Annotated in this window: 19 protein-coding genes and 1 pseudogene; 14 read left to right on the top strand and 6 right to left on the bottom strand. The window is 64.0% G+C overall.

Annotated features, from left to right (window positions below; all coding sequences use genetic code 11):
• The first annotated feature begins 90 nt into the window (after positions 1 to 90).
• On the top strand, positions 91 to 528 hold the full coding sequence (locus F7R26_RS10240; protein ID WP_150983478.1) for a type II toxin-antitoxin system RatA family toxin: 438 nt from the start codon (positions 91 to 93) through the stop codon (positions 526 to 528).
• Positions 521 to 865, top strand: a complete 345-nt coding sequence (locus F7R26_RS10235; protein ID WP_150983477.1) for an RnfH family protein — start codon at positions 521 to 523, stop codon at positions 863 to 865. Before F7R26_RS10240 ends, F7R26_RS10235 begins: the two co-directional genes overlap by 8 nt.
• 29 nt (positions 866 to 894) lie before the next feature.
• On the opposite strand, the gene F7R26_RS10230 is transcribed toward F7R26_RS10235, so the two are convergent.
• Together F7R26_RS10230 and F7R26_RS10225 are read right to left on the bottom strand one after the other, a co-directional pair.
• Positions 895 to 1,467 (bottom strand): DUF4124 domain-containing protein, encoded by a 573-nt coding sequence (locus F7R26_RS10230; protein WP_170301727.1) that lies wholly within the window; start codon positions 1,465 to 1,467, stop codon positions 895 to 897.
• 118 nt (positions 1,468 to 1,585) lie between these two features.
• Positions 1,586 to 2,554: a DMT family transporter gene (locus F7R26_RS10225; protein WP_150983476.1), complete on the bottom strand. Its 969-nt coding sequence runs from the start codon at positions 2,552 to 2,554 to the stop codon at positions 1,586 to 1,588.
• A gap of 123 nt (positions 2,555 to 2,677) precedes the next feature.
• Here F7R26_RS10225 and guaB point away from each other — a divergent pair, with 123 nt between their 5' ends.
• From guaB to guaA, 3 genes are all read left to right on the top strand, one after another.
• On the top strand, positions 2,678 to 4,141 hold the full coding sequence (gene guaB, locus F7R26_RS10220) for an IMP dehydrogenase (protein ID WP_006163509.1): 1,464 nt from the start codon (positions 2,678 to 2,680) through the stop codon (positions 4,139 to 4,141).
• A 139-nt stretch (positions 4,142 to 4,280) separates the two neighbouring features.
• A complete protein-coding gene (locus F7R26_RS10215) occupies positions 4,281 to 4,892 on the top strand; it encodes a hypothetical protein (protein WP_150983475.1) in 612 nt (203 codons plus the stop codon).
• Complete coding sequence (gene guaA, locus F7R26_RS10210; protein ID WP_150983474.1) at positions 4,867 to 6,486, top strand: glutamine-hydrolyzing GMP synthase; 1,620 nt, start codon at positions 4,867 to 4,869, stop codon at positions 6,484 to 6,486. The genes F7R26_RS10215 and guaA overlap by 26 nt, the downstream gene beginning before the upstream one ends.
• Positions 6,487 to 6,585: 99 nt before the next feature.
• Here guaA and F7R26_RS10205 read toward each other — a convergent pair whose 3' ends face one another.
• Positions 6,586 to 7,230: an AAA domain-containing protein gene (locus F7R26_RS10205; RefSeq protein ID WP_150983473.1), complete on the bottom strand. Its 645-nt coding sequence runs from the start codon at positions 7,228 to 7,230 to the stop codon at positions 6,586 to 6,588.
• Positions 7,231 to 7,264: 34 nt separating this feature from the next.
• Between F7R26_RS10205 and F7R26_RS10200 the strand changes: the two are divergent.
• A pseudogene (locus tag F7R26_RS10200) lies at positions 7,265 to 7,636 on the top strand (tyrosine-type recombinase/integrase); the annotation flags it as partial.
• A 236-nt stretch (positions 7,637 to 7,872) separates the two neighbouring features.
• Here the strand turns inward: F7R26_RS10200 and F7R26_RS10195 are convergent.
• A complete protein-coding gene (locus F7R26_RS10195) occupies positions 7,873 to 8,529 on the bottom strand; it encodes a TetR/AcrR family transcriptional regulator (RefSeq protein WP_150983472.1) in 657 nt (218 codons plus the stop codon).
• Between the two features lie 1,115 nt (positions 8,530 to 9,644).
• Here F7R26_RS10195 and F7R26_RS10190 point away from each other — a divergent pair.
• The 8 genes from F7R26_RS10190 to F7R26_RS10155 are packed head-to-tail and all read left to right on the top strand — an operon-like array spanning position 9,645 to position 19,587.
• A complete protein-coding gene (locus F7R26_RS10190; protein WP_150983471.1) occupies positions 9,645 to 11,282 on the top strand; it encodes a DUF1302 domain-containing protein in 1,638 nt (545 codons plus the stop codon).
• Between the two features lie 35 nt (positions 11,283 to 11,317).
• Complete coding sequence (locus tag F7R26_RS10185; protein WP_150983470.1) at positions 11,318 to 12,685, top strand: DUF1329 domain-containing protein; 1,368 nt, start codon at positions 11,318 to 11,320, stop codon at positions 12,683 to 12,685.
• A 28-nt stretch (positions 12,686 to 12,713) separates the two neighbouring features.
• Positions 12,714 to 13,871 carry a YCF48-related protein gene (locus F7R26_RS10180; RefSeq protein WP_150983469.1) on the top strand — a complete coding sequence of 386 codons (1,158 nt, stop codon included), beginning with the start codon at positions 12,714 to 12,716 and terminating at the stop codon, positions 13,869 to 13,871.
• A 34-nt stretch (positions 13,872 to 13,905) separates the two neighbouring features.
• Positions 13,906 to 16,371: an efflux RND transporter permease subunit gene (locus F7R26_RS10175; RefSeq protein ID WP_206702509.1), complete on the top strand. Its 2,466-nt coding sequence runs from the start codon at positions 13,906 to 13,908 to the stop codon at positions 16,369 to 16,371.
• 28 nt (positions 16,372 to 16,399) lie between these two features.
• Complete coding sequence (locus F7R26_RS10170; protein ID WP_150983468.1) at positions 16,400 to 17,365, top strand: VOC family protein; 966 nt, start codon at positions 16,400 to 16,402, stop codon at positions 17,363 to 17,365.
• A gap of 5 nt (positions 17,366 to 17,370) precedes the next feature.
• Complete coding sequence (locus F7R26_RS10165; protein WP_241754477.1) at positions 17,371 to 18,216, top strand: enoyl-CoA hydratase/isomerase family protein; 846 nt, start codon at positions 17,371 to 17,373, stop codon at positions 18,214 to 18,216.
• Positions 18,217 to 18,242: 26 nt separating this feature from the next.
• Entirely contained in the window at positions 18,243 to 19,073 is an 831-nt protein-coding gene (locus F7R26_RS10160; RefSeq protein WP_150983467.1) for an SDR family NAD(P)-dependent oxidoreductase, read from the top strand.
• Positions 19,074 to 19,080: 7 nt separating this feature from the next.
• Entirely contained in the window at positions 19,081 to 19,587 is a 507-nt protein-coding gene (locus F7R26_RS10155) for a DUF1993 domain-containing protein (RefSeq protein ID WP_150983466.1), read from the top strand.
• A gap of 147 nt (positions 19,588 to 19,734) precedes the next feature.
• Here F7R26_RS10155 and F7R26_RS10150 read toward each other — a convergent pair whose 3' ends face one another.
• Both F7R26_RS10150 and F7R26_RS10145 read right to left on the bottom strand, forming a co-directional pair.
• Positions 19,735 to 20,973, bottom strand: coding sequence for an NAD(P)/FAD-dependent oxidoreductase (locus tag F7R26_RS10150; RefSeq protein ID WP_150983465.1), 1,239 nt, complete (start codon positions 20,971 to 20,973; stop codon positions 19,735 to 19,737).
• Positions 20,964 to 22,259 (bottom strand): MFS transporter, encoded by a 1,296-nt coding sequence (locus tag F7R26_RS10145; protein ID WP_150983464.1) that lies wholly within the window; start codon positions 22,257 to 22,259, stop codon positions 20,964 to 20,966. The genes F7R26_RS10150 and F7R26_RS10145 overlap by 10 nt, the downstream gene beginning before the upstream one ends.
• Between the last annotated feature and the right edge of the window lie 154 nt (positions 22,260 to 22,413).

The following is a 22,413-nucleotide window of genomic DNA, read 5'->3' as shown; positions in this document are numbered from 1 at the left end:
TCGGGATTCTAGCAAACCGGCCCGCTCCGGTGGATTCCGCAGCGCGTCATGGCGCTGGCGGCGCCCGCGCGGGCCATGATTCCCCACTACATGGCAGACGTCCATAAATCCGTGCTGCTTGGCCATTCCGCCGAGCAGATGTACAACCTGGTCACGCAAGTCGAGGACTATCCCAAGTTCCTCCCCTGGTGCGGTGGCGTGGAGGTGTTCGAGCAGACCGAGACGATGCTCGACGCCAAGATCTACATCCACTTCAACGGCATCAAGCAGTATTTCCATACCCGCAATACGCAGGAGCGGCCCACCAAGATCGATATGGTGTTCGAGGACGGCCCCTTCAAGACCTTCAGCGGTTCCTGGCGCTTCACGCCGCTGCGCGAGGATGCCTGCAAGATCGAATTCCACCTGCATTACGAGTTTTCCAGCTTCCTGCTGGAGAAAATCATCGGTCCGGTGTTCAGCATGATCGCCAATACGTTTGTCGATGCGTTCGTCAAGCGTGCCGAAATGGTGTACGGCAATGGCTGAGCACGCCGGCACCGCGGCCCCGGTGCGCATCTCGGTTTGCTATGCCCGTCCTGGCGACGCCTTCCTGAAGGAGATCGAGGTGCCCTCCGGCACCAGCATTGTCGCCGCGATCGCAGCCTCGGGCCTGCTGCAGGCTTGTCCGGAGGTGGATCCCGCCACCATGCGGGTCGGCATCTTCAGCAAGCTCAAGACGCCGGATACCCTGGTACGGGCCGGCGACCGCGTCGAAGTCTATCGCCCGCTGGTGGCCGATCCCCAGTCGGCGCGCAACCGGCGCGTGCAAAAGACCCGCAAGGGCGGCACGCGCGAAGGGCAGAAATGGCTGCGTGGCGGCTGACAGGCCCCGGCGCGGCGTTGCGCAGGCGCTCAGGTGCAGTTTTGCTCGAGCGTGGCGTTGACGCGCATCAATTCGGCCTGCCGTTCGTCATCGTTCAGTTGCTGCAGCGAGCCGTCTGGCGCTGACACGGCTATGCGGCGGTTCTGCTGCAGGGACGTCGCATAGTTGCGCGATTGCGCACAGCGCACCTGGCGCTCCTGCGCGGCCAGGTCCTTGGCGGCCTGGTCCGCTTCGGCCTTCGCCTGCGCGGCGCGGCGTTTCTCGAAGGCTTCCTCGGCACTTGCCACGGGCTCTTTTTTCACGTTGCCATTGCCCTTTGCGCCCGGCGCCGGCGCAGACTGGGTGGCGGCGGCAACGCCTGCAGGGGTGGCTGCGGCGGCTGGCGGCTCGACCGGGCGCAAGCTGCCGGCAAAGCGTCCAGGCGCCTTGATCACGCTGGCGGCAGGCACAGAGGGCGGCGGCGGCACGTCGCTGTAGACCATGCGGCCGCCGGCGTCGCGCCACTGCCATGGCGAATCCGCCTGGGCGGTGGCTGCCTGGCACAGGCAGGCGAGGGCGGCCACCAGCGTGGCGAGCTTGATGTGCGCGGTCGATCGTTTCATGGCTTAGCGTGTTGGGGCAGCCTGCGGTGAGAGTGCGTGCGGCAGCGGGGCGTGCAGGGCTGGAACCCCGCTGTGCGAGTGACGCGCCCGCCCTTGGCTGCCGGGATTGGCCGCTAGTTTAGGCAGACTTGTCGACAGCGTGCAAGCGAACCGACCAGGCCACGCCAATCATCAGCAGCGCGATGGCCGCGATCTCCAGCGGGCGCGGCAGGCGATGGTCGAAGACAAAGCCGTACGCCAGCGCGAACAACGTCTCGAATACGATCATTTGCCCCGAGAGCGTAAGCGGCAGGCGGCGGCTGGAGATATTCCAGAGGTTGTTGCCGATCAGTGACGCGCCAAGCGCCACAGCCGCGTTGACCATCCAGAACCATTGCCAGTCGCGGCCGCCGCTGGCCGCATCCAGGCTGTCGCCGGCCACCAGCCAGCCCAGCAGTGCCAGCAGCGCAAGCACCACCGACACCACGCCGGTGGAGATGCCATACAGCGCGGACCATTCATTGCCGCTGTATTGCGGGTTGCGCTGCAGGTAGCGTGCGTTGTCGACCGCGTAGAGTGTCCAGCACACCAGTGCGCCTGCCGCGCACATCACGCCGGCCAGCCGTTGCCAGACGGTGCGCACCGCCTCGCCCGCGGCGGCGCCGTGCGCGTGTCCACCGCCGGCGAACAGGTCGATATTGATGCAGGCGATGCCGGCGGCCACCACCAGCAACGGCCAGATCAGGCGCGACAGCGGTACGGCGCCATGGTCGCGCCGGCCCATGATGGTGACGGAGATGGGCAGGATGCCGATGATCAGGGAGGTGGGGCCCACGCCGGCCAGCTGCACGCCGAACGCCAGCAGCACGTAGTACAGCAGGTTGCCGGTGAAGGCCTGGCGCAGCAGCGCAAGGCAGTCCGCGCGCGTGAGCTTGCGCGCAATGCGCTTCATCAGCGGCAGCGCCGCGATGAAGGCGACCAGCCCATAGGCCAGGTAGCGGCCGATCGCGAGTTCCCAGGGGGAGAATACGGGCAGCAGCTTGGGGGCGATAAACACCATGCCCCAGAAGGCGCCGGCCAGCAGGCCGCACAGTACGCCAATACCCATTGTGGCTTGCCTATCCCTGAAAAAAAGACAAAGAGCATAGCAGACTTGAACAAGGGCACTCGCAGGCGCGTCAAGAAACGTGCCATTCCTGTATAATTCGGTTTTGCGCCTAGAGGAATTGCTATGCGTCTTGTCCAGAAAGCACTCACATTCGATGACGTGCTCCTCGTGCCGGCCTATTCGTCGGTACTGCCCCGGGATGTTTCGCTCCGTACCCGCCTGACCCGTTCGATCGAACTGAACATTCCGCTGGTATCCGCCGCCATGGATACCGTCACGGAAGCCCGCCTGGCAATTGCCATGGCGCAGGCCGGTGGTATCGGCATCGTCCACAAGAACCTGAAGCCGGCCGACCAGGCCCGGGAAGTGGCGCGCGTGAAGCGCTACGAATCCGGTGTGCTGCGTGACCCGATCACCATTCCCCCCGACATGAAGATCCGCGATGTGATTGCACTATCACATCAATACGGCATCTCCGGTTTCCCGGTGGTGGAAGGCAAGACCGTGGTCGGCATCATCACCAACCGCGACCTGCGTTTCGAGGAAGAACTGGACGCGCCCGCGCGCGCCAAGATGACGCCGCGCGAAAAGCTCGTCACGGTGGGCGAAGACGCATCGCTGGAAGACGCCAAGCGCCTGATGAACCGCCACCGCCTCGAGCGTGTGCTGGTGGTCAACAAGGACTTCGAGCTCAACGGCCTGATCACCGTCAAGGACATCCAGAAGGCAGTGGAACATCCGCTGGCCAGCAAGGATGACCGCGGCCAGTTGCGGGTCGGCGCCGCAGTCGGCGTGGGCCCCGACAACGACGAACGCGTGGACCTGCTGGTCAAGGCCGGCGTGGACGTGATCGTGGTCGATACCGCCCACGGCCACAGCCAGGGCGTGCTGGACCGCGTGCGCTGGGTCAAGCAGAACTACCCGCAGGTGCAGGTGATCGGCGGCAACATCGCCACCGGTGCTGCCGCGCGCGCGCTGGTCGATCATGGCGCCGACGGCGTCAAGGTCGGTATCGGCCCGGGCTCGATCTGCACCACCCGTATCGTTGCTGGCGTGGGCGTGCCGCAGATCACGGCGGTCTCCAACGTGGCCGAAGCCCTCAAGGGCACCGGCGTGCCGCTGGTGGCCGACGGCGGCATCCGCTACTCGGGCGACATCGCCAAGGCACTGGCTGCCGGCGCGCATGTGGTCATGATGGGCGGCATGTTCTCCGGTACCGAAGAGGCACCGGGTGAAGTGTTCCTGTACCAGGGTCGTTCCTTCAAGAGCTACCGCGGCATGGGTTCGGTCGGCGCGATGAAGGACGGCGCGGCAGATCGCTACTTCCAGGAAGACAACACCGCCAACGTCGACAAGCTGGTCCCTGAAGGCATTGAAGGCCGCGTGGCCTACAAGGGCTCGGTTACCGCCATCATCCACCAGATGTGCGGCGGCGTGCGTGCCTCCATGGGCTACTGCGGCAGCAGCTCGATCGCAGACTGGCACGAGACCTCCGAGTTCGTGCAGATCACCGCCGCGGGCATGCGCGAGTCGCATGTGCACGACGTGCAGATCACCAAGGAAGCGCCGAACTACTACATCGACTAAGTCGAGTCAGTGAGTCGGCCAGGCAGGTCTTTATGAACTGGCGGCTGTGCGGGACCTGGATGTCCCGCCAGCCGCGCGCCGGCTGCGCCGACCGGCGCCGCCCGCAAGCCAGGCACTGCGCCTGGCCGGAGGAGTTCTCATGAAAGTATTGCTGCGTGCCGTGCTGTTCCTGGACGCGTTGCTGAATCTGCTGCTCGGCATCGTCATGCTGCTGTCGCCTTTCACGACCCTTTATAGCGCGCTGCAACTGCCGCAGCCGCAGCCCGCGATGTACGGGCAGTTGCTCGGCGTGGCCCTGGTCGGCCTGGCCTTGCTGCTATGGCAGGCAACCGTCAACGGGCAGCTCACGGTGGCGGTGGCGCGAACAGTCGGGCAGGTCAACCTCGCCAGCGCGGTGCTGATCGTGGCGTGGATGCTTATGTTCGACCTGCCGGTGCAAGGCGCCGGCAAGATCTGGCTGCCGGTGCTGGCCGCTGTCCTGGCCTTCTTCGCCGCGGTGCAGATCCCGGCCGCCAAGCGCGTACGCGTGCGCGAACGCGAGCAGCGTGAACAACGCGAGCTGCAAAAAGAGACGCAAAACAAGGATGCCGGCACCGCCCCCGTGGCACGCCGGCCGCAATCACCCGAATACCGGCGCGAGCCGGGTGTCACGCCGCCGCCCGGCTATGGTCCGGGCACCGAAGTGATGACCGAGCCCGCACCGGACGAAACGCCATCCGCCCATCATGCACGACAAAGTCCTCATCCTTGATTTCGGCTCGCAAGTTACGCAGCTGATCGCCCGCCGCGTGCGCGAAGCGCACGTCTACTGCGAAATCCACCCGAACGACGTCACGGACGAATTCGTGCGCGAGTTCGCGCCCAAGGCAATCATCCTGTCCGGCAGCCACGCCAGCACCTACGAAGACCACCAGCTGCGCGCGCCGCAGGCCGTGTGGGACCTCGGCGTGCCGGTGCTGGGCATCTGCTACGGCATGCAGACCATGGCCGTGCAACTGGGCGGCAAGGTGGAGTGGAGCGACCATCGCGAGTTCGGCTATGCTGAGATGCGCGCGCATGGCCACACCGCGCTGCTCAAGGACCTGGAGGATTTCTCCACGCCCGAGGGCCACGGCATGCTCAAGGTCTGGATGAGCCACGGCGACAAGGTCGCCGAGCTGCCGCCGGGCTTCAAGCTGATGGCCTCCACGCCCAGCTGCCCGATCGCCGCCATGGCCGACGAAGCGCGCGGCTACTACGCCGTGCAGTTCCACCCGGAAGTCACGCATACCGCCAAGGGCCGCGACATCCTGGAGCGCTTCGTGCTGAAGATCGCGGGCGCCAAGCCTGACTGGGTCATGCATGACCACATCACCGAAGCCGTCGCCAAGATCCGCGAACAGGTCGGCGACGAAGAAGTGATCCTCGGCCTGTCCGGCGGCGTCGATTCCTCGGTAGCCGCAGCCCTGATCCACCGCGCCATCGGCGACCAGCTCACCTGCGTGTTCGTCGACCACGGCCTGCTGCGCCTGAACGAAGGCAAGATGGTGATGGACATGTTCGCCGGCCGCCTGCATGCCAAGGTCATCGCCATCGATGCGTCCGAGCAGTTCCTCGGCCACCTGGCCGGCGTGACCGATCCTGAGCAAAAGCGCAAGATCATCGGCCGCGAGTTCGTCGAAGTGTTCCAGGCCGAGGCCAAGAAGCTGACCAACGCGAAGTGGCTGGCCCAAGGCACGATCTACCCCGACGTGGTGGAGTCCGGTGGCACCAAGACCAAGAAGGCCACCACCATCAAGAGCCACCACAATGTGGGCGGCCTGCCGGAAACACTGGGCCTGAAGCTGCTCGAACCGCTGCGCGACCTGTTCAAGGACGAAGTCCGCGAACTCGGCGTCGCGCTCGGCCTGCCGCCGGAGATGGTCTACCGCCACCCGTTCCCCGGCCCGGGCCTGGGCGTACGTATCCTGGGTGAAGTCAAGCGTGACTACGCCGAGCTGCTGCGCCGCGCCGACGCGATCTTCATCGAAGAGCTGCGTGGCACGGTTGCGACCGAGCAGGATGCCGCTGCCGGCATGTGCGAGCCTTCGCAAGTGGGCAAGAGCTGGTACGACCTGACCAGCCAGGCCTTTGCGGTGTTCCTGCCGGTCAAGTCGGTTGGCGTGATGGGCGACGGCCGCACCTATGACTACGTGGTCGCGCTGCGCGCGGTGCAGACCACCGACTTCATGACGGCGCACTGGGCGCATTTGCCGTACGCGCTGCTGGGTCGCTGCTCGAACCGCATCATCAATGAGGTTCGGGGGTTGAATCGCGTGGTGTATGACGTGTCAGGCAAGCCGCCGGCGACGATCGAGTGGGAGTGAGCCCGCGTCTGGCAGTGGCTGGCATCGGCAGGCACTAAAACACAGCTAAGCCCGCGATTTTGCGGGCTTTTCTGTTTTTTGATGCGGCACTGACCGCCTTCAGTCGTCGTGACTGGGCAGTGTCATCTGCCTGACGAATTGCTCCGGAGTGATCCGAGGCATACGGCCAGCGTGTGCTGCGGTGAAGTGCCGCAAGCCACTCCACAGGTCCTGATCGCCGATAAAGAAGCAGCGGTGCTTAGCGCGCGTGACGGCGACGTTGAGCAGGTTGGGTTTGTCCGACGCCCAACGGGCCGCCCCCGCCGTACGTTGGTCACAACCCAGAACCAGCCACACAATGCTTTCTTCCTTGCCCTGAAAGGTGTGCACAGTACCGATCCGCTCTTTACACCAGTCGCGTAATTCTGTGATCTTGGGAGCTTGCGGGCCATGGCCTGCGGCCGAGGTCCAGGCTTCACGCCGGCCCAGCTGCTCGGCCAATGCCGTCTTGACGCGCTTGAACGGCGAGATGATGTAGACGGGCGGCAGCGTGCCGGTGCGCCTGTACAGCGCCAACAGCGCCTGATGGACGAGTTCGACCTGGTTGGGTACCACCTGCTTGTCACTCGTGGAACCAGGTGCCTGTATCCACGCACTGGAGCCAGTGTCAAGGCTATCCGATGGCGGCAGCCATCTCGCTGGATCTTTCGGGGCAAAGAAGATCATCTTCCCCTCGTAGGCGATCTCGTTGGCGATTGAGAACATGGGGTCGACGCAGCGGCGATGCACGCGCAGCGGACTGCCGTCACGCTACGACGCCGATCGCTGCATGTCGAAGGCCACCTTGAACCGGGTCACGCAGATCGTGGCAGAGCGCGCTAAGGCTGCGGGCCTGCCGCTGGAGCCGTTCACCGTCCATGACCTGCGCCGTACCGGCTCGACGCTGCTGAATGAGGTCGGCTTTAACCGCGACTGGATCGAGAAGTGCCTGGCGCACGAGGAGGGACGTTCCTCGCGCTCGGTCTACAACAAGGCCGAGTACGCAGACCAGCGACGCCACATGCTGCAGGAGTGGGCCGACATGGTCGATGCCTGGATCGATGGCCGGACGCACGTGCCGACGCTGATGCCCGAGAACGTGTCGGTGCCGGTGCTGAGCGCGGCGCTGTGAGGGTGGTTCCTATGGTTCTGATATCCGGGCATGCCGCTGATCACCTGCCGATGGTTCACGATCGTGGCAAAAAGAATACTCTGAGTGATCTATTTTTGAGATTTTTAAACCAAATGAGGTTGGCGGAGGTTTATGCAGGGAGGTGCTCGACGAACCGTGGAAGTGCGGCAGGGGAACGAAACTGGTCCGGGCTTCGGGGGCGTGGGTCAGGCCTCCCGCACACTCGCCGCCGCCCATTATGACGCCTTGCTCAGCGCCTTCCAGACCACCTTGGTGGCCACGCGCAAGTCCTCCGGGTCAGGTGCGTTATGCCCAGCCCGGCGCGCATAGATAACAAGGCCCAGCAGGTGCGAAAGAATCAGCGCACCACGAAGGGAGCATTCGGCCGTTGACAGCGACGGATTCACCCTTGCCACCACGGTGGCGAAGATGTCCTGCAGTTCCGCGTTGATTTCCGCCACAGCCTCCCTTGCAAATTCCTCTTTCTCCGCCAGGCTCCAGCATTGCAGGGCAAACGCCCCCACGCTGGCGTCCGAGCCGTCCAGCGCCGTAAAGACGTTGTCGACGATGGCATCGAGCAGGGTGTCTGGCGACCGGCTCCTGTCCTTGAGCAGCGTGCGGTAGAGCTCGAACGACCGCCTGGAGCGCGCTTCAATCGTGCTGCGCAACAGTTCTTCGCGTGTGCCGAAGTAGTGCTGAAGCGTGCTCAGCCGGATACCGGCTTCGTTGGCAATGCGGCGCTGCGTGAAGCCCGCACTGCCTTGCTCCGCGAAGACCCTGGTCGCGACCTCCAGGATTTCGGGGACTCGGGTGTTCCTGTTGCCTCGGCGCCTGGGCGCGTTGTCTTCCTTGTTGCCGAGGATATCGGCCGACGTGATCGTGAGTTCCTTCATCGATTGAAATCCCAGTGTCCTCTCATCCCGGGCGGCCTATCAGGCCGTCGCGGCAAGCCTGAGTTGGTGTGCGTGATCGCGTGGCGCGTTCTCTTTTTCTTCGCAGGTTTCATCAAGCCATCGAGATCGTGCTTCGTGGTGCAAGCTCGTGAAGCCTAGCATAGGTCACGAAACCAAATAAATGTAGTACGGTAAGTACTAGGTAGCCTAGACATTGTCTGTTTTATTAAACACTTTTCTGTAAAATGTGTTGATAGAAGCCAAAGTATAGGGATTTCCCGGGCCGCTGCAGGCTTGATCTGGGTCAAAAACTCTCTATTATTGGGTCACCAGACCAATTATGCGAGCGCGCCGGCCACACAACAGCGCAGGGGCAGCCGCTAGGAGGAGTCCAAGTGCCGAGCAGTACCCACCGCTCACATGGCCACGCGCAGCCAGGGTTCAAGGCCTTGCTGGGGCTGTGCTCGCCACGATCCGCCATCGGTCGTATCACATCGGATACGGTCATTGGTCTGGTGCAAGACAGCCCTCGCTGCCGCGCTGTCCCTGGCCTTTGCGTAGGCCGCAAGCCGCCCTGAGCGGCAGGCCCCACCAATTTCCCGTATTGCTGCCTTGACTGTTGCGTGCCAAGCCGCTGGCACGCCGATGGCTCTCGTCGTTTGCGCGTGCGAAAGGCACTTGCGCGCCATCGTGAATGACCAGCGGTCGATGCCATAAACGAGGTTCGCGTAGGCGATTTGGCTGCGCACGAACGGATGCTGGAGGCGTGCTGATATCGGTGTCGCGACATCTTGCGATTGGGTCAAAAGCCCCTTGCAAGACCTAGGTAGAAACTCGGGGTATCCCGTAAAAAATTCTAAAGTCAAAATTCGTATCGCACATTAGAATTTGTGTGGAGGGGCATCGAGAGCGGCGCGGAGGTCTTCCGGCGCGTCACTGACAGGATCCGGGCCACCTCGATACGAGCTTCGCACTAGCCACGGAAGTAGCAGGGGGAGTGGGGCTGGAGGCGAAAAAAAGAGGACTCGGCACGATCCGGCCGCGCGCGACAGACACCTTGGTGCAGGCCGGGTGCGAAGCGACCTCACAAAAAGAAAATGGGATGGAGACGGCAGATGATTAGGAGCAACAATGTTCGGTGCGGGGCCCTGACGCCGCGCGCCATGGTGGTGGCCCTGGCTTTGGCATATAGCGGGAGTTCTGCGGCCTTCGAAGTCGACACTGGCAACACGGATTTCAAGCTGCGTTGGGACAACACCGTGCGCTACAACCTGGGCATGCGGATGGAAGGGCAGGATTCCAGGCTGATATCCAGCCCGACCTATGACGAGTCCGACAGCAAGTTTGGCAAGCATTCCATCGTCACCAATCGCGTCGATCTGTTGAGCGAAGCCGACGCCAACTACAAAGGCCAGGTAGGTGCGCGTATCAGCGCCTCCGGCTGGTATGACGACGCCTACAGCGACCGCTCGGTCAAATCTCCCGCAGGCTTCCCCACCAGCTATTTCGGCAACAACTACAACGCGCAGGTTGGGCGCTACATGAACGGGCCGTCGGGCGAGTTGCTAGATGCTTTTGCCTGGTCCAACTTCAACCTTGGCGATGTGCCGGTCAACGTCAAGGTGGGTCGGCACGCGCTCTCATGGGGCGAGGGCTTGCTGATTGGCGCGCACGCCATTTCGTATTCGCAGGCGCCGATCGACGGCGTGAAGGCGGTCAACAGCCCCGGCATCGAAACCAAGGAACTCTTCCTGCCTCTGGGCCAGGTTTCGTTCAAGGCCCAGGTCACCGACAAGATCTCGTTGTTTGGCCAGTACTTCTATGAGTGGAAGCCGACGCGCGTTCCCTACGGTGGCACCTACCTGATGGGCGCGGATACGGCACCCTATGTCGACCGCCTTGGCGCGAGCCCCACCGCGTCCCTGAACAACGCGGGCGGCGGCAAGCCCGGCAACACCGGCAACTGGGGCGTGGGCGCCAAGTTCGACGTGGACCCGATCGATTCGAAGATCGGTGTCTACTATCGCCGCTTCAATGACTACACGCCGGAGACCGGCGTGCAGATCCTGCCGAACGGACAGTTCCGTTTCGACTATGCGCAGGATGTGGAGTTGTACGGCCTGAGCTTCTCGCGCCAGTTTGGCTCCGTGATCGTCGGCTCCGACCTGTCGATGCGCAAGAACACGCACCTGAACTCGGCGACCACGATGACGACCGATACCGGCGCGCGCGGCGATACCCTGCACTGGGTGGTCAACGGCATGTACGGCCTGCCCAAGACGCCGCTGTGGGACACCGGCGTGCTGGTGGCGGAGTTCGCCTATAGCCATCTGCTCAAGATCACCAAGAACGAGAACCTCTACCGGGGCGAGGGCTACAAGGGCTGCGAAACCACAGCGACGCCCAATGCCTGCTCGACCAACAACTTCTACCAGCTAGCCCTGAATTTCACGCCGCAGTACTTCGCCGTGTTTGCCGGCTGGGACCTGAGCGTCCCGCTCACAGTCAACTGGGGCATCAAGGGCAAGGCGCCCACCGGCGGTGGTGGCTTCGAGAAGGTGGTGTCCTATTCCGTTGGCGTAACTGCAACCTACCACTCCAAGTACGAGTTTGGCCTGCGTTACTCCGACATGTTCGTGCCGACTCGCTACAACTCGGCAGGCACTACCGCGGTGGGCGGCGGCGCGCTCAACAGCGCCGTGGGGGCCACCGACCGCGGCTGGCTGGTCCTAACTTTCAAGACGGCTTTCTAAGGCCGCTCTCTCGCAACAATAGACAGGAGACCCTGATGAAACTGCACTATGCAATATGCGCTGCCCTGATCGGTGTCAGCGGCGGTGCCATGGCGGCCGTGTCGGCTGACGAAGCCAAGCAACTTGGCACGACACTGACCGAGTTCGGCGCCGTCAAGGCCGGCAATGCCGAAGGCACGATCCCGGCCTATACCGGCGGCCTGACCAAGGCGCCCGCCGACTACAAGCCGGACAGCGGCTTCTGGCCCGACCCATACAAAGACGAGAAGCCCTTGTTCCGCATCGACGCGAAGAACGTCGACAAGTACGCTGCCAAGCTTAGCGAAGGGCAGAAGTACCTAATCAAGAAGAATCCTGGCACGTACTACATCGACATCTATCCGACGCACCGCAGCGCAGCGTATCCGGAGAAGATCTTGAAGGCGACTGTGCGCAACGCCACCGGGTGCCGGACCGTCAAGGACGGACTCGGCATCGAACGGGCCTGCCGCGGCGGCATGCCATTCCCGATCCCCAAGACGGGCAATGAAGTGATGTGGGACCACATCCTGCGCTACATGGGTGAGACCGCGATGGTGTCGAACCATGGGTCGACATGGGTGGTCGATTCCTCGGGCAAGCCGACTCAGGCTTCGGAGCAGTACACATTCCAGGATTATGTCTACTATCAGGTTGACCAGGCCGATCGCGACCCGGACATGATCTGGCGGACCTACTCCAATAACAAGGTGCCTGCACGCCGCGCCGGCGAGATGACCGGCCTGATCGACTACCTCGATCCGGTCGATAAGCCGCGCAAGGCCTGGAACTATCAGCCGGGTCAGCGCCGCGTGAAGCAATCTCCGGAGTTTGCCTATGACACGCCGGTGGGCAGCATGGGAGGCGTGACGCTGTTCGACGAGTTGTTCGTTTTCACGGGCAAGCAGGATCGCTTCGACTTCAAGCTGGTCGGCAAGAAAGAGATGTACATCCCCTACAACAGCTACAAGATGTACAACAGCTGCACGGCAGAGGATGCGCTGCAGCCCAAGCACGTCAATCCGGCGTGCGAGCGATGGGAGTTGCACCGCGTGTGGGTAGTCGAAGCGACGCTGAAGCCGGGTCAGCGCCACGTGTATTCCAAGCGCATCTATTACTTCGACGAGGACTGGTCAGGTGCATCGCTTTATGATGCATTCGACCAGTCGGGCGAACTGTACCGTGCGCTGTTCCAGGGAACCATCCAGCTCTTTGGCAAGACTGTCCAGCCGTATGGCGTGAAGAACACAATCTACGACTTCAACAAGGGAATTTACGCCTATATCAACGATGCGTCGAAATCCGGCTACTTCGTCCAGCCCTCGCGATTGAGCGAGCGCGAGCTCAATCCCGAGGCCGTGGTAGCGCGCGAGACCGCGCGTTGATCGCGCCGCGTTGACAAGGAGCCGTGCCGTGCACCAACTGTTTTCTTCCCCTTCCACGCCAGAAGGGTCACCACCGCCCGGCCCTGTGGCCCAGCGCCGCCGCTGGCGGCTGGCAGCGGCGCTCAGTGTCTGTGCCGCCCTGGGTGTCTACGCGGGCGAGAGCCTGCAATATGCGCCGATGAAGGACGTGCTGGACCTTCCGGTCCAGCCGGCCGAGCTGAACAAGCGCGCTACCGCCAGCGGCGTGGCCCGGGAGGGCAAGCGGCTGGTAGCTGTTGGTCCGCGCGGCTTCATCGCGCTGTCTATCGACGGCGGCGCACATTGGCGCCAGGTTGGCAGTCCGGTGCAGTCCGACCTGGTTTCGGTGAAGTTCAGCGGCGCAGGTACCGTCTGGGCGGTGGGGCACGACGCCGTCGCGCTGCGCAGCATGGACGGCGGCGCGAGCTGGCAGCGCGTGCTGGATGGGCGCGCGCTGCTCAAGCTGCTGCGCCAGCACTATGCTGAGGGCGCCGGCGCGCCCGATGTCGGCAAGATCCGCCAGGAGGTGGAGCGCTGGGCGGCGCAGTCGGCCACGCCGGACGTGCTGCCCACGCCGTTCTTCGATGTGTCGTTCACCGATGCCAACGAGGGCTTCCTGGTTGGCGCGTTCGGGCTGATCTTGCGCACCGGTGACGGTGGCAAGACCTGGACGCCCTGGATGGAGCACACCGACAACGACAGCCGGCTGCATCTTTACGCTGTGGCCGGTCACGATGCGCAGCGCTACATCGCCGGCGAGCAGGGGCTGCTGCTGAAGCTCGACCGCGCGAGCGAGCGCTTCGTCAAGGTCAGCACGCCTTACGGAGGTAGCTTCTTCGGCCTGAATGCCAGCCCGGGCCGGCTGCTGGCCTACGGCCTGCGCGGCAATGCCTACATGAGTACGGACGAAGGACTGGCCTGGCACAAGGTCGAAACCGGCATCGACGCCAGCCTGGTGGCCGCCGTGCCCACGGATCCCAAGGGGTTGCTTTTGGTATCGCAGGCCGGACAGGCGCTTTCGGTTTCCGCCGATGGTCGCAAGGCGGTGCCGCTGCAGATGCCTTACACCAGTGAGGTGATGGGCGCCACGGCGTCGGAGTCGGGCGCCCTTGTGCTGGCGCTCGTCGACGGTTTGCGTGTAGTCGACATCTTGCCCTCGGCCCCATGAGCGCCGCATCTCGAATTAACCAAGGATCTCAACGATGAGCGCACCCATCGGCAACCCCGCCATGCCGGTCATCCGTGACCTTCGCGACTTCGATCCGAAGTCGGGCAACCTGGCGGAACGCTTCATCTTCAACCACCGCGCGGTGGCGCTGCTGTTTTGTCTGGTGGCGACGCTGGTGCTTGGATTCTTCGCCTGGAAGATCCAGGTCAACGCCAGCTTCGAACGGATGATCCCGTCCTCCAGCCCGTATATTCGCAACTACCTGGACAACAAGGCCGAACTGCCCGGGCTGGGCAACAGCATCCGCATTGTCGTGGAGAACAAGAGTGGCGACATCTACGATCCAGCCTACCTGGAAACGCTGCGCAAGATCAACGACACGTTGTACCTGATCCCGGGCGTCGACCGCTCGTGGATGAAGTCGATCTGGATGCCGAGCGTGCGCTGGCGGCAAGTCACCGAGGAAGGCATCACCGGCGGTGCCGTGATGCCATCCGACTACGACGGCAGCAAGCGCGCCGTCGATCAGCTGAGATCCAATATCGCCCGCGCAGGCGTAGTCGGCAGCCTGGTGGCCAACGACCTGAAGTCGAGCATGATCGTCACTCCGTTGCTGGAGCATCATCCGAAGACGGGCGAGCCGCTGAACTATGGCGATTTTTCGCAATCGCTCGAGACCAAGATCCGCAGCTTCGAGAGCGACCGGGTGGGCGTGCACATTGTTGGCTTTGGCAAGATTGTCGGTGACCTGATTGCCGGGCTGAAGCAGGTGATGCTGTTCTTCGGTATCTCGGTGTTGGTAGCGGCGGTCTTCGTCTTCGTGTACACGCGCTGTGTGCGCAGCACCGTGCTGCTGGTGACGGTTGCCGTCGCGGGTGTGGTGTGGCTGCTTGGGCTGATGCAGATCCTGGGCTATGAGCTGGATCCGTATTCGATCCTGGTGCCGTTCCTGATCTTCGCCATCGGCCTTTCGCACGGCGCGCAGAAAATGAACGGGATATTGCAGGATGTGGGCCGCGGTACGCACAAGTACGTGGCGGCGCGCTACACCTTCCGCCGCCTGTTCATGGCTGGGCTGACGGCGTTGCTGACCAATATCGTTGGCTTCGCGGTACTGATCATCATCGATATCCCGGTGATCCGCGATCTTGCCATCACCACCAGCATCGGCGTCACGGTGCTGATCTTTACCAAGCTGGTGCTGATTCCGGTGGCGCTGTCGTATATCGGCGTGAGCCCGGCCGCCGCGAGGCGCGCGCTGGTGGATGAAGGCGAAGCGGCACAAGGCAAGGGCCTGCTGGCCAGGGTGTGGAAGGGGCTCGACCGGCTGACCGAGCGCCGGGCGGCGCTTGCGGTTATCAGCGTGACGGCGGTGCTGACAGTAGTCAGTGCTTTCGTGATGCGCGACCTGCGCATCGGCGACCTGGATCCCGGCGCGCCGGAGTTGCGCACCGAGTCGCGCTACAACCGCGACAACGCCTATATCACCCAGCACTACGGGTTATCGAGCGACCAGTTTGTCGTGATCATGAAGACAGCCGAGGATGGCTGCCGCTACTACGAATCCCTGCAATTGATGGACCGCCTGGCGCAGCGGCTGCGCCAGACCCCGGGCGTGCAAGGGACCAGTTCGCTTGCGGAGACCACGCGCTTCATCACCGCTGGCCTGGCCGAAGGCAATGGCAAGTGGATGACGCTCAGCCGCGATCAGCAGATCACCAATGCGGCGGTCTCCGCGGCAATGATCGCCACGCCCGACATCACCAACCGGGATTGCTCGGTCACGCCGCTGATTGCCTATCTGGGCGACCACAAGGCCGACACCCTGGCCCGCGTGCTGCGCACGGCCAATGACTTCGCGCTGCAGAACAATACCCCGGAGGATGCCAAGAAGCCCACGCGCTTCCTGCTTGCCGCCGGCAGCGCGGGCATCGAGGCGGCCACCAATATCGAAGTCGAGCACGGCATCGTCACCATGTACCTCGCGGTGTATGGCGCCACCGCATTGCTTTGCCTGCTGACCTTTCGCAGCATCCGCGCCACGTTGGTGGCCATGATCCCGCTGATCATCACCACCATCCTGTGCAAGGCGCTGATGGTGTGGCTGGGCATCGGCCTGAAAGTGGCCACGCTGCCGGTGATCGCGGTCGGGGTGGGTGTGGGCGTGGACTATGCGCTGTACCTCCTCAGCGTCCAGATCGCCATGCAGCGGCGCGGGGCCACCCTGGCGCAGGCCTACCGGCGCTCGCTCGATTTCACCGGCCGCGTGGTCGCGCTGATTGGGCTGACGATGGCAGCCGGGGTGATCACCTGGGTCTGGTCGCCCATCAAGTTCCAGGCTGACATGGGCATCCTGCTGACGTTCATGTTCCTGTGGAACATGCTTGGCGCGCTGATCCTGATTCCTGCGTTATCGCATTTCCTGCTCAATCCGAAGCAGCCCGTGCCGGCTCCCGCGCCGCAACTGCGGCCGCAGCCGCCGCGTCACGTGGCCAACTGACTATTCCTGAAAACGACTGGAGAGAACAATGTTCGATTTGCTGATGAGCGCCGACATGATGATGCCGGACCCCGATGGCATGACAGAGTTGCTGGTGTCCAAGCTTGGTATCCACAGCCACCCACGCTGGCGCCAGGCGTTCGATGACCATCCCTACATCGCGCACTTCCTGCGCGTGCACAAGTCGCTGGCCATCTCGCCCACCCGAATCGAGCCGCAATGGCATCTCGACAGGCCGAACCAGGGCGACCCGATGTTCCACGAGTTCCTGGATAGCCTGAAGGCGTACCAGGGCGAGCACCGCCCGATGCTGACGCACTCCATCGTGCTGACCCTGCCCAGCGAGCGCTTGGCCGTGCTGGCGGACAAGCTGATGCGCCGCAGGCTGCGCTTCCGGCTGGCGCAGCGCACGCCGGACATGCCGTTCGACCGGCTCTGGCTTGGGGTGACGCCGGAGGACCCGCACTATGAGCCGTCCGTGGACGGCGGCCTGTGCATCGAGGTGATGGCAAACGAGCCGCTGCAACTGCCGCCCGAGACGTTCTCGGTACCCGCGCCGCAAGTGGTCAACCCGGAACCGGGCCAGATGATTCGCGTGTCCGCGCGCGGCTACCTGGTGCGGGACCTGGACGAAACCCTGCGCCGTGTCTCCGCCAATCTCGACTGGGAACCCAGCGGCCCGCTGCAGGAACTGACCAAGGAGGGCTACCGCAAGGCGACCATGAAATGCGCGCTGGCCAACAGCGCCACGCTGGATGTGATCGAGGCCACGCGCTGGAACAGCGATGCCGGCCTTTACCTGAATTCCTGGGGCCCCGGCCCGTACTACATCCGCATTGCGGTGAACGGCCTGGCAGCCAAGGCGGAAGACCTGCGCGCGCGCGGCACCCGCTTCACCTGGATCGAGGAGTGTGAAGCCGTGGGCGGCAAGCCGCTGATCCGGGTCGACCCGGTGGACGTGCGTGGCCAGTTGTTTGAGTTCCACGAGCTGTGAGCATCATGAAAGCCATCAGCGAAAGCGAGGCCAAGGCGGCATCGGGTGCCGCACTGCCAGGGGCCGCCATGGAGCCCGCGGTGCGGCTGGAACATGAAGGCAGGATCGGCTGGATCGTGCTGAACCGGCCGGGGCAGATCAATGCCATCAACGACGAGATCCGGCGTGGCGTGCCGCAGGCCCTGGCCAAGCTGGATGCCGACCCCGCCATTGGCGTGATCGTGATCCGCGGCGAGGGCGATCGGGGCTTCTGCGCGGGCGCCGATATCAAGGAGCGGCGCGGCGACGAGACCTCGCTCCAGGTGCGGCGGCGGATGGAACGGGCGCGCTGGATCGAAGCGCTGGACAGCACCGAGAAGCCGGTGATCGCCGCCATTCATGGCTATTGCATGGGCGGCGGCATGGAGCTGGCGCTGGCGTGCGATATCCGTTTTGCCTCACCGGATGCCACCTTCGCGCTGCCGGAGACCGGGCTTGGCCTGATTCCCGGCGGTGGAGGCACGCAACGCCTGCCGCGCCTGGTCGGGCACGGCACGGCGATGGACCTGCTGCTGACGGGCGAGCGCATGAGCGCCGCGCAGGCACGGGACATCGGCCTGCTGACGCGCATCGCCAGCGCAAACGATCAACTCTTGGCGGAAGTACGCGCCCTGGCAACGCGCATCGCCGCCCGGCCGCCCATGGCCACCGCATTCGCCAAGCAAGCCGCGCGCGCGGCGAGCCGCGTGGACCTGAAGAGCGGCCTGGACCTGGAACTGGAACTGTTCTCGCTGCTCGCGCCGATGCAGGATGTCAGGGAAGCGGCACAAGCCTTCAGCGAGAAGCGAGCGCCGAAGTTCTCGGGCCATTAAAAGAACGGGATAGAAAGGAGCAGGGAATGGCACAAGAAAAACTGGCCGGCAAGGTGGCGATCGTAACCGGCGCCGGCAACGGCCTCGGTGCCGATTGCGCCAAGGTCCTGGCCGGGCACGGCGCCAGCGTGGCGGTGGTGGATATCAACTTGAGTGCGGCTCAGGAAGTGGCGGTCGAAATCGAGGCGCAGGGTGGGCAGGCGATGGCCGTCAAGGCCGATGTCAGTGTGGAAGACGAGATCAAGGCGATGGTCGCCGCGGTCGACGGACGCTGGGGCCGTATCGATGTGCTCCACAACAACGCCGCGGCGCTGGACCTGAAGACACGCTACGCTGACCGCGACGTCTGCAACGTGGAGGTGGAGGCCTGGGACCGCTCGATGAACGTCAATGCGCGCGGCGCCATGCTGTGCTGCAAGCACGTGATCCCGGTGATGCTGCGCGGCGGCGGCGGGTCGATTATCCACAGCTCCTCGGGCTTCGGGGTGATGGGCGACGCCACGCTGACGTCCTATGCGTGTTCCAAGGCGGCATTGCTTGCGCTCAGCCGCATGGTGGCGGCGCAGTACGGCAAGCAGGGCATCCGCTCGAACGCCATCGTCATCGGCTTCGTGCTTAACGAGCATGCACAGAAGGAAGTGGCCGACGAGATCAAGCAGATCCTGCTGGACCAGCATTTGACGCCGGCGCTGGGCAGCCCGCGCCAGATCGCCGATGTGGTGGCTTTCCTCGCCAGCGAGGAATCCTCCTTCGTCACCGGCCACGCCATGATGGTGGACGGCGGCTTTACCAGCCACGCACCGTCGCTGGTGCCTATCCGGCAATTCTTCGAGCGCAAGGGCGATAACAAATGGTGAACACGCAATGACTCTTTCCATTCATTCCGCCATTGTGGGCGACTACATCAAGATGCTGCGCAGTATGCAGGTGTGGCTGGACAAGGCGCAGGCACATGCCGATGCCAGGAAGTTCGACAGCGCTGGCTACATGTCGATGAAGCTCGCGCCGGACATGCTGCCGCTCTCCAGGCAGGTGTTGATCGCGGGAGAGATTGCCAAGGTGGGCGTGGAGCGCTTTGCCGGACTAATAGCGCCCAAGGCCCAGCACGAGGATGCGAGCGTGCAGGATCTGCACCAGCGCGTCCAGGGCATCATTGACCATCTCGCGGCCTGTACGCCGGCGCAGATCGACGGTAGCGCGGTGACGGAGCTGGTGGTGCCACAGCGTGGCAAGGCCCCGCTCGTGTTCGACCGGCAGGGCTTTGTGCATTGGTCGCAGGCGAACTTCTTCTTTCACGTGACGATGACCTATGCGTTGCTGCGGCACGCGGGCGTGGAGTTGGGGAAGGCGGATTTCCTCGGCCTGGGGTGAAAGCGGTAGCCGTGCGCTAGGTACAAAGGGCGGCCCGAAGGGGGCGCCCTTTGTTGTTGGACCGTTTTTCAAAGTGAAACACCCCGACGGCGTGGAGCGCGGGGTGGTGGAAATGCGATCTCACAGCGTGCAGAACTGGCGCGACACTCAGGCGACTTCCCGCGTGGAGGCCTCGTAGGCCTTCAGGTCAAAGCCTGGCTCGGCCGCCTGTTGCGATGTGAGGGGCGCCGCGCGTGCTAGTACCTTCCGCGCTGCCATGTGATCGGCGGGACGATTACAAGACTCGACGGCAACGAGGCTTCCCTGCCGGAAGCAAAGCACGTTCAGTTGCCGGGTCTCGGCATTGCCAACCAGCACGGTTTCGTCATGCCCATCCGACAAGCCGGCAATCTGCAACTTGAGATCCACCTGGTCCGTCCAGAACCAGGGCAGCGCGATGTAGGGCAGGGGTTTTCCCATCAGCCGCGCGGCGACGTTGCGGGCCTGGTCGACCGCGTTCTGCACGGACTCCAGCCGGATCGGCGCGCCGCAGTGCGGGCTGGGGAAGCTCACCGCATCGCCGATGGCCGAGATCGCGGGGTCGGCGGTCAGCAGCTGCGCATTGACACGGATGCCGTTGTCCACCACAAGCCCTGCGTCGGCCGCCAGCTCCGCGTTCGGTATCACGCCAATGCCGTAGACCACGAGATCGGCAGGCAGCCGGCGGCCGTCGCCGGTTTCCACCCCGGTAACCTTGCCGTCGGCGCCGACGATATTCGCCACCGTCTGCCCAAAATCCAGCGTGACCCCCCAGCTCGCGTGCGCGGCGCTGAACAGTTCGGACATGGGCGCGGACAGCGCCCGCGCCATGGGGCGCGTGCCGAGTTCCACGACATGCACCGCCCCCCCTTTGGCTGCCGCCACGGCCGCGAACTCGAGGCCGATGAAGCCGGCGCCGATCACCACCACGTGGCGGGCCGCGGCGACACGTGGCGCTAGCGCGTCGGCATCGGCCAGCGTGCGGATGCCGAAAACCCCGTCGAGATCGGCTCCAGGGATGACGGGCACACGGTTGCGCGCGCCCGTGGCCAGCACCAGGTGGTCGTAGCGGATACGCTCACCGCTGGCCAGTTCCACGCAGCGCGCGCCACGGTCGATCATGGTCACGCTGCCTTGCACGCGCTCCACGCTTTGCTGGTCGAACCACTCCGGCGGGCGGAAGCGCAGGGCCGCGGAGCCGACCTTGCCAAGCAGGTAAGCCTTGGACAGCGGCGGGCGTTGGTAGGGCACGCCGGCCTCATCGCCGATCAGGACGATATGGCCAGCAAAGCCTTCCTGGCGCAGCGATGCCGCCACCTGATAGCCGGCCTGGCCGGCGCCGACGATAACCACGTTGTTCAGTGACATGACAATGACGAAAGTTCGTTCGCAAGGTTGCGGGTGGTAAAGCTCGGATAGCGGCCAAGCGGCAGCAGCAGCATGGGCCCGATCAGGAACGCCGTACCGCAGATGGCGAGCATGGTCGTGTAGGAACCGGTGGCGGTATAGATCAGCCCGAACAGCCACGGCGCCAGCGCCGCGGCAATGGTGATCAGCGCGACATGTACGCCGAACAAGCGGCCATAGTCGCGCATGCCGAAATAACGGGCCATCAGGTAGGCGGCAATATCGAACTCCGCGCCCGCGCCAATGCCGATGAGCAGCGTTGCCAGCGCCAGGATACCGGGCTGGTTCGCGCCGGTGGTGGAGAGCAGCAGGCAGCCTAGCGCCGGCATGACGAGAGCGACCGCCGCCACGCCGGGTGCCCACAAGCGGTCGATCAGGTAGCCGACCAGCACACGTCCGCCGATGAGCGACAGCCCGAAGCTGCCGAACACCTGGCTGGCCTCGGCCGCGCTCAGCCCCTTGTCGCGCAGCAGCGGCACCGTGTTGCTCACCATCGTGACCATGGCTGCCACTACCATCGCCAGCGCGATATTGATGGTCCAGAAGCGCGCCGAGCGCATGGCGTCACGATAGGCCATGCCAGATACCGGCTCCTGCGCAACAACGGCTTCCTTGGATGCCGCTTGCCGGTCTTGCGGCGTTTCCAGCCAGCGCAGCGCCAGCGGTACCACCAGCACCAGCGGCAGAAGCGCCAGCAGCAGGAAAGCCGCCTGCCAGCCCCAGCGCGCCACGCTCCAGGTTACGGCGGAAGGGATCAGCGATGCGGACAGGCCGGTGCCCGACAGCATCAGCGCGAGTGCCAGGCCGCGATTGCGATCGAACCAGAGGTTCACCAGGTGCGTCCAGGTGATATGCATGGTGCCCATGCCCGCAATCGGCAGCAGCGCGCAAATCAGGTAGAGCCACCAGATCGAGCGGCCCATCAGCAGCATCAGGGCGAAGGTGACGGAGAGGGCGATCAGCGACAGCACCGTCACGCGCCGCATGCCCCAGCGCTGGTTGAACCAGCCTACCATCTGGGCGCCGACGACGGCGCCGCCGAACAGGAAGCTGATGGCCGGCTGCAACTCTCCACGACTCCAGCCAAAGGCGTTCTGCAATGGAATCACCAGCGCACCGAAGGCATAGAGCAGCGAGGCGTTAGCGGCCACAGCCAGGCCAAGCATGGCGAGCAGCACCACGCGCCAGCCGCGGCGGAATTCAGTCAGGTCGATCGCAACGGATCGGGTATTGCCAGCGTTGGACATCAACGGTCTCCTAGGTGAATGCGTAGTGCCAGTGCCGCACCTTTCTTTGCCTTGGGTGATACAGCCGGGTAATTTCTTGAATTCTGTATATAGATTAATATTCTACATATGGATTCTCCACCAGAGCTAGGTAGATGCCCTGAGGCACCCGCCT

Origin of the sequence: Cupriavidus basilensis, assembly GCF_008801925.2 — a bacterium.
GTDB lineage: Bacteria > Pseudomonadota > Gammaproteobacteria > Burkholderiales > Burkholderiaceae > Cupriavidus > Cupriavidus basilensis.
This window is presented reverse-complemented; position numbering and strand designations above follow the sequence as displayed.